Raw genomic sequence first — 12,637 nt, 5'->3', positions numbered from 1 at the left:
GATAAATCTTCTTTAGCACGCGTTAAATTATGAGATACCAGTGAGTTTTTAGAGATTTGATACGCTTCGTATAAATCTGAAAGGCCTGCGGTGTCTTTTTTAGCCATCATGCGGGCTACACCACGGTTACTTAATGCAAACGATGTAAGTTCGCGTACTTTTAAACGTGGGCCACGGCTTTCTTTTAATAAGGCAATTGCTTGTGTACAAATGGCTTCAGCTTCTGTGTAGTTTTTAGATTCTACATTAAGTGCACAGCTATTAAATGGCTGTTCAAACTCTGGTGCGGCTGTTACAGAATCTTCAATAACCATTAATTTGTAGTCACTTTGATCAGCCATTGCAGCAGCTGAGCAAGTTAATAATGAGCCAAGAGCGATGGTTTTTAAAAGTGTACGTTTCATGATTATCTTCCTGTTTGGTTAGTCGTACTTATTGGCGACAACTTAACTTTAGATAAATCCTCTCCCCCCGACAAACGATAAAAACAAACCTAATAAGTGAGAAAATCTAACTTATAGACTTTAGTCTAATGCCTGCTTTAAATAGCGTTTCTTTCACTCTCAAAAAAATACAGCAAAAACAGGTGAGTTAACAACGTTGGCAGCTAATCAGTAAAGGCCCATCCATACATAAAACTGAGTTAGTTAGCAGTTAACTTTTTATGTGGGTTTAAAAAAAACATCTTTTTTCACCCTTGTCTTTGTGTTGTAAAAAGCCACGGCATAGGCATAAGCGATAATATAGAATAATGCACATGAGGTTGCTTTCCTGCAGCATTACCGGTATCACCCAGTAAGCCAATTTGGCTGTTTATGCTAACTACATCCCCTGCACTTACATTGTAGTCATTTAAATGTGCAAAATAATGCACTCGCCATTTTGCACCTAATACCGCAACCACTTTGCCACCTCGGTTTAGTTCACCTGAAAAAATAACAATACCGCTTGTTGCAGCAACCACAGGCGTGTTTTTAGCGCCAAAAATATCAATTCCTTTATGTACACCCGAGCGCCCCCACGGCTCATACCAAAACGTATTGTGGTTCCAATCTTTACTTGTAGCACCTTGCACAGGAATTACTAGCTTCTCAGGAATGAGTAAACCCATTATTAATAAAATTATAGCTGCGCCCAAAGTCCACTTTAGTAGTTTCAATGCATTACCTTTGCTGTAAGTCGTCATTAAATTATTAATTACAATACCTGAACGCCTAGTGAGTATTGTTAGAACGAAACACTTTTTTAACGTGAACTAAACTCATTAATTTTAATACAGGTTTTATTATTAATTGCGCACTGCCAGCTATAAAAAGCCAGGTACCGCTTTCAACTAATGACTCATTTAAAAAGAAAAAGCTACCAATTAAAAACCACACCGCAATTAAAAAATCGTTAACTGCGCCTAATGCTTCATAACGGCGTTGGATAGTAATATGCTCTTTTCCTAAGTCTAAATTAAGCTGATTTTTGCTGGAGCCCATCAATACTACTCACTCTTTTTACTGTGTAATTAAAAAAACTGTTTTCACTAGCATCTAATACCAATTCGCTTAATTAAGTATTATTGCGAATTGGTATAGGCTTATCTGCAAAATACAATAGCAAAAAATACACAATAAAAAACGCTGCCTGATATATCAGCCAGCGTTTTTATTGGTGTAGAGTCTTTATAGCTAAAAACTCACTATTGCTTGTATATTTAATTGTTTATTTTTGGTCTTTTTCTAAACGTTTTTTAAGACTTAAAGCCGCATCTGCCGCTAATAATCGCATAAATTCAGAACCATTGCTTTGCTCGCCCTGCCCTGCACCTATTACAATTTCAGGCACTAAACGGCTTTTTCCTAAACTATTGAATAAAGCAGTTTGAATTTTCACCTCAGCTTTTAATGTTTCATCAAACACATATTTAGGATCAAGCGCTGCTGATTTAGCACGTAAGCGTGCCTCAGCTAACACATCCATACCTAGTGCTTCTAAACGCTGTTGCTTTAATATCTCTTCTTGCTCTTTAGCCAACTCAGCTTTTACAGCTACACGTTGCTGAGCAGAAATAATAGCATTCGCTTTAATACGCTCGGCATCGATTTGCTCTTTAATTTTAAGCTTTTCAGACTCTGCCCGTTGCTTTGCTATTGCTTGTTCGCCTAAGGCAACTTCTGTACGCGCTTGTTGCTCTGCTTTTTTAAGATTTTGACGTGCCAAGGCTTCATCTGCAGCCGCTTGCTTTTGCGCTTCTAAGCGCGCGTTTACTTTACTTTCGTAGTCAATATCAATAATACTTGCATCTACAACAGTAATACCATACGCACCTAAAATCGGCGCATTACGCAGCGGTTTACCCTCTTTATCAGATTTAATATTTACCGTTACACGCTGCTGTTTACTTAAGCTACCTAGTTCATCGCTTTTATCCCGCTCACCGCTGCTGATTATTTGCTCAGTAACAAAAATACCATTAGTAAGTTGATCAGAGAAGTCTTGGCTAAGTTGCCCGTTTCCACCAGAATAATGCTGCTCAACCGACATCATACGCGCCGACGCTTTAACGTTTTCTGTAGTAGCACGCATAAGTAAATTAGATATAAGCGTATCTTGCGAACCAAACTCTTCGTGTATTTTTAGTAATCCACGTAATTCACCTTTTTCAGTGGCTGGTACATTGCCTGGCAACCTAAAGCGCGATACACCACGTGCACCACCGGTTGTTGTATCCAAAAAGCGTATTGGAATAAGAGGTACAATTGCACTCGCAGTCGCGTTTTCGTCACCCGTAAAGTTAATCGATATAACCTTTTTATAAGCAGATGTAGTGCCAAATGCTTTTAAGTATGGGCCAGCTTGGTTAATAACCGTTAACTTTCCGGTAAACGCCGATTGATGAACTAAACGCTCGTCAGCTTCGTTCCAAGAAATAACTTGTGAAGTAAGCGTTGCTATAACAGCCAACACAACCACTATTGATGTTACTAAAATGACATTTCGGCGGCCAAAACGACCTATAAATGATTGTGACTTTTCTTCTGGAACCGCTTTTTTATCGCTATCCATTTTCATTACTCTCCATGTTTAGTTTTTTCTTAACAAAGTAAATAATTTCTTGCTCGCTTAAATGCGCACAAAAACTACCTGAGCGATGCAATTCTATAAATGTTGCAAGGATCTCTTCTTTGCCTTTTATTTTTTTATGTTTATCTGCTTGGGCTTGGTTTTTATCCGTAAGTTGAGTAATAAGCTCATCTACAATGGTGTCTTTATCAAACAGCACATTGTATTCCTTAGTTTTTCTTACTCGATTTTTGCGTATATTGCTATAAATAACATAAATAGCTAAACACAAAATAATAACCAATGTACTCAACCCAACAATATAGAAAATCATATAACCTGCTTATATTTAGTTGAATGATTACGTCAATAACAGGTGTTTTAAATCAATAACAAATGTTAACTCATTAATTTTACAGAAACCTCGTATAAAAAACAGGTAAAAGTAATAGTTCCAAAAATAAAGCTCTCTAAAACGGGCTTTCTCGCTTTTAAATTTACATGTGAGTTTTATAAAAAAATTTTATTACACGCACAAAAAAGCCCCTACCAAATATAAATCGGTAGGGACTTTTTTGTGACTCTCGCTAATTAAATTGCTTTATAAGGCAAGCTCTTCTTTAGCGCGAGTTAAGTTATGAGACACTAATGTGTTTTCAGAGATTTGTACTGCTTCGTATAAATCAGCTAATGCTGCTGTATCGTTATGCGCTTTTAAACGTGCAACGCCACGGTTGCTTAAAGCGTACGATGTAAGCTGGCGTACTTTAAATTTAGGGCCTTGTGCATCTTTTAATAGTGCAATGGCTTTAGTACAAATTTCTTCAGCTTGAGCGTAATTTTTAGATTTAACGTTAAGTGCACAGCTATTGAATGACTCTTCAAGTGGCAATGGTGCAGTAGCGGTTTTGATAACCATTAGTTTGTAGTCACTTGAATCAGCCATTACAGCTGCTGAGCAAGTTAGTAATGAGCCAAGAGCGATGGTTTTTAAAAGTGTACGTTTCATGGTTTGTCTTTCCTAATTAAGTTAGTCGCGCTTGTTGCCGACAACTGAACTTTAGAGTAATAGCTCAGCGCCGACAAACGAGAAAAACAAACTCAATAAGTGAAGAAAATTAACCTATAGACTTTAGTCTAATATACGTACAAATTTAAATGTTTAACAGCGTGTAAACCAGCGTAATTACTGCTTGTTTTGAAAAAGGTTTTAAAACGAATCTTATGCTGTAGCTACGCAAACAAGCCTATGAGCTGTACAAAAATCAGTCTTTATAATTTATTTTGTTTTTATGCTTTTGGCGACTTTTCCTACGCTCAAGCCTTGCACTAAAATTGAAAAAACCACCACCGCATAAGTTAAAGCCAATAATATATTACGCTGCGATCCATCAGGTAGCTGCAACACCAGTGCCACCGAAATACCGCCACGTAACCCTCCCCAGGTTAACACTTTCCATGCACCGCTGGGCAGCTCGAGCTGTTTATTAAAAATAGTTGTTGTTAGGCCAACCACAATAAGACGTGCGCATAGCGCAATTAAAATGGTTAAAACGCCCGCCACCAGCAAATTAGCTGAGTACACAATCATTACCACTTCAAGGCCAATTAGCACAAATAAAATGGCATTTAAAATTTCATCAATTAGCTCCCAAAACAAATCAACATAGTGGCGTGTTTTATCACTCATGGCTAAATTACGGCCATGATTACCCACCATTAATCCCACCATAACCATCGCAAGTGGCCCCGATAAGTGCCAGTGACTCGCCAATGCATAACCGCCTATAACACCCGCTAGCGTAAGTAATACTTCTTCTTGGTAGCTATCTATCGCTTTTAATAAATAATTTAAAGCAGCGCCTAATATTAAACCAAATATTATACCGCCCCCCGCTTCAACAGCGAGTGTATGAGCCACTGAGTATGTAGTTGGCATATCACCACTGGTTAAAATTCCTAATAAAAGCGCAAATACCACCACGCCTATACCATCATTAAATAGCGACTCCCCCGCTATTACGGTTTCAATACTTTTAGGCGCACCAGCAGAGCGTAAAATACCCATCACCGCTATCGGATCGGTTGGCGAAATCAACGCACCAAATAATAAACACCATATAAACGATAAATTAAATCCCAATAAAGGCACTACTACATATAACGCTGTAGCAATAATCACTGTTGAAACTAGCGTACCCACACACGCTAAAATACCTATGGGTAATTTATAACGTCTTAAGTCACTTACATTAACGTGCAGCGCCCCAGCAAAAAGCAGCATTGAGAGCATGCCGTCGAGCAATACATGAGTAAAATTGAGTTGATCAAGTAGGCTTACTTCGTAATCAATAAGTTCATCAAACCCTAAAAAGCCCATAAATATGGCCGCAATAGACACTAAAAGCGAAATAACCATCACCCCAATGGTGGTTGGCAGACCAATAAACCGATGATTTATATAAGCAAGTAATGCGGTTATAGATAAAAAAATCGCGCTAATTTCAAATATGCTCAACGTACTCGTGACATCCATAATCTAGCTCTCTTAAATTTAAAGCCTAATAAGTAGTTTCCACTTTTATGATTTGCAGTTTTTAACCGTGCAACGCAAAAAGCCCATGTTAAGAATAAACCTAACATGGGCTTTTTATACACTGGCTTAATTAAAGCATGTTTAGTGCTTTTTTATAGCGCAAGCTCTTCTTTAGCAAGTGTTAAATTATGCGATACCATTGTACTGTTAGACATTTGCGCTGCCTCGTACAAATCAGCAATGGCTGCTGTGTCATTATTTGATTTTAAGCGCGCAACACCTCGGTTACTTAACGCGAATGACGTAAGTTGGCGTACTTTAAATTTAGGGCCGTCTGCATCTTTTAAAAGTGCAATTGCTTTTGTACAAATTGCTTCAGCCTCTGCATAGTTTTTTGACTTAACATTAAGTGCGCAACTATTAAACGACTGCTCAATTGGCTGCGGTGCAGTCGCTTGTTCGATAACCATTAATTTGTAGTCACTTGTATCAGCCATTACAGCAGCTGAGCAAGTTAATAAAGAGCCAAGAGCGATGGTTTTGATAAGTGAGCTTTTCATGATTATATTCCTGTTGAGTTAGTCGTGCTTGTTGCCGACAATTCAACTTTAGAGAATTAACACAAAACCGACAAACGATTAAAACAAAACCAATAAGTGAAGAAAATTAACTTATAGACTTTAGTCTAATGGAGAATTACTAATTTACGGCAATTGGTATTTATACAATCAGTAACCGAACCCGCTCTTTACTTAGTCCGTTCAAGTAGCTTAACTTTTCCATAACAGCTTCAAACTTAAAGCCTATGTCTGCAGCATCATTTATCCACCAAACCAGCTGTTAAAGCACCAAGTGCTTAGCAAATTTGCGTTTGATTTACTTTGGACCGGTAATAACTATTTGCAAAAAGGTTAGCAAGCCATGGGCTATAACGGCGCGCCCCCTTACTTTTAATTCGTAATTGTGGATTGGAACAAAATTCAAACTTGACGTATTACTACAAAGTTCCATAACATCATTTATCACCCAAACCTATAAACTCCCCCGCCCATATGCCATAATCTAAATAATTCATTATTTTAGTAACTTGGCGCATATTTAGGCGTTTTTAAGTTAACTACTCAGGGTTTTCAGCATGGCATATCAAGAGCAAAATCAAGCAACAATCTATTGGCACGATTATGAGACCTGGGGGGCGAGCCCTCAAAAAGATAAGCCGAGCCAGTTTGCGGGAATTCGTACCGATCTTGATTTAAATATAATTGGCGAGCCGCTTATTGAATATTGTAAGCCGCAAGCGGATTACTTGCCTCACCCTGAGGCATGTTTAATTACCGGTATTACGCCACAAGTGGCGATGCAAAAAGGTTTGGTTGAGGCTGAGTTTATAGCCAAAATTCACGCTGAATTTAGTGCGCCAAACACCTGTGTGGCTGGTTATAACAGTATTCGCTTTGATGACGAAGTAAGCCGTTATAGCTTTTATCGTAACTTTTACGACCCGTACGAGCGCGAATATAAAAACAATAACAGCCGCTGGGATATTATTGATTTAGTACGTGCGTGTTATGCGCTGCGCCCTGAGGGGATTGAATGGCCGGTAAAAGAAGACGGCAGCCCGAGCTTTAAGCTTGAACATTTAACGGTAGCTAATGGCATTGAACACGCCGCTGCTCACGATGCGCTAAGCGATGTAACTGCCACTATTGCACTGGCTAAACTTATAAAAGAAAAACAACCAAAGCTTTATAACTTCTTTTTTGGGCTGCGTAATAAAAAAGCGCTTGGCGAGTTAGTTGATGTATTTAACATGACGCCGCTGGTACACACATCATCGCGTATTCCTGCAACGCAAGGCTGTACTACGTGGGTGGCGCCTATGAGCTTTCATCCGGTAAATAAAAACGCCGTTATATGTTTTGATTTGACCCAAAACCCGCAAGTACTCATTGATTTAAACGTAGAAGAGTTACGTAAACGTTTATACACCAAACGCGTTGATTTAGCCGAGGGCGATTTACCTGTTGGTTTAAAACTGGTGCATTTAAACAAGTGCCCTATTTTAGCGCCTGCTAAAACGTTATTGCCTGAAAACGCAGCCCGTTTAGGCATTGACCGCGAGCAATGCCTCGCTAATTTAGCTATTTTAAAAGCCAATACCGAGCTTCGCGATAAAGTAACTGAGGTGTTTAACGAAAAAGGCGATTACAGCGCAACCACTAACGTTGATTACTTACTTTACGATGGCTTTACAAGCCACGCCGACAAAGCTAAATTTGCGATTATTCGCGATGCTAAACCAGACGAGCTAGCGGGCTTAAATTTAGATTTTGAAGATAAAAAATTCAATACATTACTGTTTAGATACCGTGCACGAAACTGGCCAGAAACGCTAAACCAGCAAGAGCTTGACCAATGGCGTCAGTATTGCCAAAACAAGTTAATGCACGGAGAAGATCAACCCTCAATTAGCGCACAAGACTTTATGATCACCCTTGAAAACTTGGCCCATGAGCACGACGACAGCGAAAAAAACCTGACCATTTTAAAAGCTCTATATAACTACGCGCAAAGCATGTAATTTTCTTTTAGTTTATTTGTATAGCGCATATAAAAACGCGACGCTTTAATTACTAAAGCGTCGCGTTTTTGTTTAAATTATTACGGGCTTTGCCCATCACGCCAGCAAGCTGCGCGTCTACATTGATATACTCAATGTAAACGTTATTTTTTGTGCAGTGCTTCAATGCGTGCTAGTAAGCTTGATGTATCGTATCGGCCGCCACCAAGCGCTTGTACGTCGGCGTAATATTGATCAACCGTTGCGGTCATCGGTAACGTAGCGCCGTTGTTTTTAGCTTCATCAAGCGCGATGCCTAAATCTTTGCGCATCCAATCTACGGCAAAACCAAACTCGTACTCACCTGCCCACATTGTTTTGTAGCGGTTTTCCATTTGCCACGAACCCGCAGCCCCTTTTGAAATGGTTTCAATTACTTTTTCACCATCAAGCCCTGCTTGTTTAGCAAAGTGTAAGCCCTCGGCTAAGCCTTGCACTACGCCGGCAATACAAATTTGATTAACCATTTTACATAACTGCCCTGCGCCCACATCGCCTAATAACTGGCTAAAACGGCTATATGCTGCCATTACGGGTTGCACTTTAGTGAAAACAGCTTCGTTACCGCCAGCCATGACTGTAAGCACGCCGTTTTCAGCACCTGCTTGTCCGCCTGATACGGGCGCGTCTATAAAATCGATATTTTGCAAGGCTGCTTTTTCTGCTACTTCACGGGCTACTTCGGCCGATGTCGTTGTATGGTCAACCAAAATGCTATTAACGGCCATCCCCGCTAAAACACCATTTTCACCATAAACAACCGCACGTAAGTCATCATCATTACCTACACACATAAATACAATATCAGCATTATTAGCAGCTTCTCGCGGCGTGGTAGCAAAGCTTCCTGCATACTCATCTACCCAGCTTTGCGCCTTTGCTTGAGTGCGGTTATATACACACACATTAAAGCCCGCTTTTGCTAAATGCCCTGCCATTGGGTAACCCATTACCCCTAAACCTATAAATGCAACATTGATTGACATAAAAGTGCCTTATTTTCCTGCTAACTTAGAAACTATGCCCGATTATGTCAATCGGCTGCTTAAAAAGCGAATTAAGTCTTTATAAATTTCCAACGTAAGGAAATAAGTAGGTAACCATGGATAGTATTTATCAATTTAGTGCCCCTTTGTACAACAGCGAAAGCTTTGCGCTTAGCCAGCTAAAAGGCAAAACAGTACTTATTGTTAATACAGCAAGTAAGTGTAATTTTTCGGTGCAATTAAGTTCGCTAGAAAAGCTCTATCAAGAATATAAAAATAGCGGTTTCACTATTTTAGCGTTTCCGTGTCATCAATTTGGCCAAAACGAGCCGCTTGATAACCTCGCGATTAAAGACTTTTATCAAGGGCAATTTGACGTGTCGTTCAAAGTGTTTGGTAAGGTAATGGTAAATGGGCCCGAGGCGCATCCGCTGTTTAATTATTTAAAGTCGCATACCCGTGGTATTTCGCAAAACCGCGCAGTAAAGTGGAACTTCACCAAGTTTTTAATTAACCCACAAGGTCAGCTCGTTGCACGCTATGCGCCGCGCACCAAGCCCGAAACGCTTAAACAGGTCATTGAGGCAAACTTACCTAGCGCACTAAACGCTAATAACTTAAATAACGCAAAAATAATACCCAACTTTAATGCATTAAAAGGCGCTTAATTATTCTAAATCAATAAACGGGTGGTTACTCAAGCATGCTTTATTAAACTAGTTTAAGGTTACGTATAATACCAATCAGCAATAATACTTAATCATTTTTAGGGGCTAAACGTGTCGCTATCTGCGNNGCATGGATGCAGAAGGTAGAGCAATGCAGGAGCAATTGCCGAGAACAATTAAATAGCGAATTTTTTGCCTTACTATCAACGCGTTTTTACATCCTCAAAATAGATCACTTGATTATGCGCATTGGTATAACAGCTAGGCTTTGGAGTAAATAACATGAACATTGCTTTTTTTAGTACGCAAAAATACGAGCAGCCTTTTTTTAAGCGCAGTATTAAAAAACACCCGCAAATAGAGATTTGTTACTTTGAGCAAGCACTGAACGAGCAAACAGCACTGCTTGCTAAAGGGTTTGATGCTGTGTGTGTATTTGTAAACGACACGGTTAACGCCCTCGTTATTGAGCACCTTGCTGAGCAAGGAATTAATACTATTTTACTTCGCTGCGCAGGGTTTAATAATGTTGATTTAGTGGCTGCCAAAGCACACAACATTAAGGTATTACGAGTACCCGCCTACAGCCCAGAAGCCGTAGCTGAGCACTGTGTTGCACTTATGCTTACCCTTAGCCGTAAAACACATAAAGCCTATAACCGCGTACGCGAAGACAACTTTGATTTAAACGGTTTATTAGGCTTTAACTTACACGACAAAACAGTTGGCATTATAGGCTGTGGTAAAATTGGCCTTGCCCTTTGTAATATTTTAAATGGCTTTGGCGCGCATGTTTTAGTGTGCGACCCTTATGCAGCACCTGGCAATTACACCATTACCGATTTAGATTCGCTGCTTACTCAAAGCGATATAATTTCATTGCACTGCCCACTGAATGAGCAAACACATCATTTAATAAACGACGATGCATTTAATAAAATGAAACCTGGGGTAATGCTAATTAACACTTCGCGCGGTGCGCTACTTAATAGCAAAGCGTGTATAAATGCGCTTAAAACTAAAAAGCTAGGGTATTTAGGGCTTGATGTGTACGAGCAGGAGTCGGAGCTATTTTTTAAAAACCACAGCGACGAGATAAACCAAGACGATATATTCTCGCGCTTAGTTAGTTTTAAAAACGTATTAATAACTGGCCACCAAGGCTTTTTTACTCAAGAAGCCCTGAGCGAAATTGCCAATACCACCATACAAAACGCAATAGAAATTAATGAACAAAGACCTTTAACCAATGAGGTTTTATAAAGCCGCGGCCCATTAATTTAGCTTTACCCGTTTTGCTATTTACATAACGGGTAAAGCTTAAAATACTTTAGCCAAACGCAACGTTTGCAAAAACAAGAGTCATTAATACTGGGCACACAAAACGAATGTATTGAGCAAACCAGTAATGCGTGCCCGTGCTGGCTTTATGAAGCTTATTACCGCGTTTCCACATCCAACCTGCGGTTATAAAATAAAACAGCCCCATAAGTGGAAGTTGGTACTGAGTAAATAGCATGATTACTAAACCAAATAACCACTCAAAGTTTAATATTATTGCACTAGCGCATATTAACACCACTAGGCTAACGGCCCACGTTGCTTTAGTACGATCTACGCGGTGGTTTTCTACTAAAAACGCTACCGGTATTTCTGTGGTAGAAATAGTAGATGTAACCGATGCAATCGACATAAGTACAAAAAACAGTAACCCAATTAGTAAACCAATTTCGCCCATGGTACTAAAAAGCTCAGGCAAAATAGCAAATATAAGCTGCCCTTCACCTATAAGTTTTCCGCCGCTAAACACCTCTACCCCGTTATGTTGCGCTACATAAATTGCAGGCACTATCAGTAAACCTGCTAAAAATGCCACGCTGGTATCAAGCAGTGCAACGCTTGCAGTTAGTTTTGGCAGGTTTGCATCTGGCTGCAGGTACGAGCCATAAATCATCATGCAGCCAACCCCTAATGAGAGCGAGAAAAACGCCTGCCCCATTGCAGCAATAATTAAATTTGGGTCAAGCACTTGGCTAAAATTAGGAATTAAATAAGCAGCAAACCCTTCGCTGGCGCCTTCTAAACTGGCTATATAAAAAATTAAGCCTATTAGTAGCACCAATAACAATGGCATTAAACGGCGTGACCAGGTTTCAATCCCAGATTTAACCCCTTTTAAAATAATACTGGCGGTTAAAATAAGCATAAGCGGCGTAAATATAAAATTACGCACCATAGAGTCGCTGTGTAAAAATTCGCTTGCGGCGGTAAAACCAAAGAATGTAGTAATAGGCTCTATCGCGTAAGAGAGCATCCACCCAGCTACAATAGAATAAAAGCTAAGCATAACCACAGCGCCCGCAAGGCCAATATATCCTGCGGCAGCCCCTACTTTTTTGTTGGTATTTTGCCACGCATTACCCAATGCTTTTACTGGGTTTGCTTGCGCTTGGTGGCCTAAATAAAGTTCGGTATAAAGCGCAGGTAGCGCAAGTAAAAATATAACTACAAAGTAAACCAATAAAAATGCACCGCCACCATGGTTGGCCGCCTGCGTAGGAAAACCCCAAATATTACCTAAACCCACTGCTGCGCCTGCAGCGGCTAAAACAAAACCAAAACGGCTTTGAAATCCATCACGCACTTGTGCCATACATCTACAAATTCTGTTATTCTTTGATTATTGTGAATTAAACCATATTTAATGCCAACTGAGTAATAAAATTGCTTTTGGCATAAATAAGCGCTGTTAACCGCTCATAATTACAGCACTCAC

The 12,637-nt window shown here is 39.7% G+C and carries 13 protein-coding genes; 3 read left to right on the top strand and 10 right to left on the bottom strand.

Going from position 1 to position 12,637, the window contains the following annotated elements; translation table 11 throughout:
* From AN390_RS19040 to AN390_RS19005, 8 genes are all read right to left on the bottom strand, one after another.
* Window positions 1-404 (bottom strand): hypothetical protein (locus AN390_RS19040; RefSeq protein WP_054983145.1); only part of this gene is annotated, 404 nt, incomplete at its 3' end.
* 287 nt (window positions 405-691) lie between these two features.
* Complete coding sequence (locus AN390_RS19035) at window positions 692-1,159, bottom strand: M23 family metallopeptidase (RefSeq protein WP_408003185.1); 468 nt, start codon at window positions 1,157-1,159, stop codon at window positions 692-694.
* A 55-nt stretch (window positions 1,160-1,214) separates the two neighbouring features.
* A complete protein-coding gene (locus AN390_RS19030; RefSeq protein WP_055255757.1) occupies window positions 1,215-1,484 on the bottom strand; it encodes a YrhK family protein in 270 nt (89 codons plus the stop codon).
* A gap of 226 nt (window positions 1,485-1,710) precedes the next feature.
* Window positions 1,711-3,054 (bottom strand): SPFH domain-containing protein, encoded by a 1,344-nt coding sequence (locus AN390_RS19025; RefSeq protein ID WP_004587205.1) that lies wholly within the window; start codon window positions 3,052-3,054, stop codon window positions 1,711-1,713.
* Window positions 3,047-3,385 carry a hypothetical protein gene (locus AN390_RS19020; protein WP_039972209.1) on the bottom strand — a complete coding sequence of 113 codons (339 nt, stop codon included), beginning with the start codon at window positions 3,383-3,385 and terminating at the stop codon, window positions 3,047-3,049. The genes AN390_RS19025 and AN390_RS19020 overlap by 8 nt, the downstream gene beginning before the upstream one ends.
* A 267-nt stretch (window positions 3,386-3,652) precedes the next feature.
* The gene (locus AN390_RS19015) at window positions 3,653-4,060 is read right to left on the bottom strand and encodes a hypothetical protein (protein WP_004587203.1); all 408 of its coding nucleotides are present in this window, start codon (window positions 4,058-4,060) and stop codon (window positions 3,653-3,655) included.
* A gap of 270 nt (window positions 4,061-4,330) precedes the next feature.
* The gene (locus AN390_RS19010; RefSeq protein WP_055255755.1) at window positions 4,331-5,587 is read right to left on the bottom strand and encodes a sodium:proton antiporter; all 1,257 of its coding nucleotides are present in this window, start codon (window positions 5,585-5,587) and stop codon (window positions 4,331-4,333) included.
* 152 nt (window positions 5,588-5,739) lie between these two features.
* Entirely contained in the window at window positions 5,740-6,147 is a 408-nt protein-coding gene (locus tag AN390_RS19005) for a hypothetical protein (protein WP_004587201.1), read from the bottom strand.
* A 575-nt stretch (window positions 6,148-6,722) separates the two neighbouring features.
* On the opposite strand from AN390_RS19005, the gene sbcB reads away from it, so the two are divergent.
* Window positions 6,723-8,168, top strand: a complete 1,446-nt coding sequence (gene sbcB, locus AN390_RS19000) for an exodeoxyribonuclease I (protein ID WP_055255754.1) — start codon at window positions 6,723-6,725, stop codon at window positions 8,166-8,168.
* A gap of 143 nt (window positions 8,169-8,311) precedes the next feature.
* On the opposite strand, the gene AN390_RS18995 is transcribed toward sbcB, so the two are convergent.
* Window positions 8,312-9,193: an NAD(P)-dependent oxidoreductase gene (locus AN390_RS18995; protein ID WP_029773952.1), complete on the bottom strand. Its 882-nt coding sequence runs from the start codon at window positions 9,191-9,193 to the stop codon at window positions 8,312-8,314.
* 116 nt (window positions 9,194-9,309) lie between these two features.
* Here AN390_RS18995 and AN390_RS18990 point away from each other — a divergent pair, with 116 nt between their 5' ends.
* Both AN390_RS18990 and AN390_RS18985 read left to right on the top strand, forming a co-directional pair.
* The gene (locus AN390_RS18990; protein WP_004587708.1) at window positions 9,310-9,861 is read left to right on the top strand and encodes a glutathione peroxidase; all 552 of its coding nucleotides are present in this window, start codon (window positions 9,310-9,312) and stop codon (window positions 9,859-9,861) included.
* Window positions 9,862-10,143: 282 nt separating this feature from the next.
* Entirely contained in the window at window positions 10,144-11,124 is a 981-nt protein-coding gene (locus tag AN390_RS18985) for a 2-hydroxyacid dehydrogenase (protein WP_055255753.1), read from the top strand.
* Window positions 11,125-11,191: 67 nt separating this feature from the next.
* Here AN390_RS18985 and AN390_RS18980 read toward each other — a convergent pair whose 3' ends face one another.
* Window positions 11,192-12,514, bottom strand: coding sequence for a sodium-dependent transporter (locus AN390_RS18980; RefSeq protein ID WP_004587706.1), 1,323 nt, complete (start codon window positions 12,512-12,514; stop codon window positions 11,192-11,194).
* Between the last annotated feature and the right edge of the window lie 123 nt (window positions 12,515-12,637).

The organism is Pseudoalteromonas sp. P1-11 (assembly GCF_001399995.1).
Taxonomy (GTDB): Bacteria; Pseudomonadota; Gammaproteobacteria; order Enterobacterales; family Alteromonadaceae; genus Pseudoalteromonas; species Pseudoalteromonas atlantica.
This window is presented reverse-complemented; position numbering and strand designations above follow the sequence as displayed.

What these genes read in the sequence shown, in the direction of transcription:
- AN390_RS18990 (WP_004587708.1), top strand. Translation starts at nt 9,310, where the DNA reads ATGGATAGTATTTATCAATTTAGTGCCCCTTTGTACAACAGCGAAAGC.
- AN390_RS19030 (WP_055255757.1), bottom strand. Translation starts at nt 1,484, where the DNA reads ATGGGCTCCAGCAAAAATCAGCTTAATTTAGACTTAGGAAAAGAGCAT.
- AN390_RS19020 (WP_039972209.1), bottom strand. Translation starts at nt 3,385, where the DNA reads ATGATTTTCTATATTGTTGGGTTGAGTACATTGGTTATTATTTTGTGT.
- sbcB (WP_055255754.1), top strand. Translation starts at nt 6,723, where the DNA reads ATGGCATATCAAGAGCAAAATCAAGCAACAATCTATTGGCACGATTAT.
- AN390_RS19005 (WP_004587201.1), bottom strand. Translation starts at nt 6,147, where the DNA reads ATGAAAAGCTCACTTATCAAAACCATCGCTCTTGGCTCTTTATTAACT.
- AN390_RS19015 (WP_004587203.1), bottom strand. Translation starts at nt 4,060, where the DNA reads ATGAAACGTACACTTTTAAAAACCATCGCTCTTGGCTCATTACTAACT.
- AN390_RS19010 (WP_055255755.1), bottom strand. Translation starts at nt 5,587, where the DNA reads ATGGATGTCACGAGTACGTTGAGCATATTTGAAATTAGCGCGATTTTT.
- AN390_RS18985 (WP_055255753.1), top strand. Translation starts at nt 10,144, where the DNA reads ATGAACATTGCTTTTTTTAGTACGCAAAAATACGAGCAGCCTTTTTTT.
- AN390_RS18980 (WP_004587706.1), bottom strand. Translation starts at nt 12,514, where the DNA reads ATGGCACAAGTGCGTGATGGATTTCAAAGCCGTTTTGGTTTTGTTTTA.
- AN390_RS18995 (WP_029773952.1), bottom strand. Translation starts at nt 9,193, where the DNA reads ATGTCAATCAATGTTGCATTTATAGGTTTAGGGGTAATGGGTTACCCA.
- AN390_RS19025 (WP_004587205.1), bottom strand. Translation starts at nt 3,054, where the DNA reads ATGGATAGCGATAAAAAAGCGGTTCCAGAAGAAAAGTCACAATCATTT.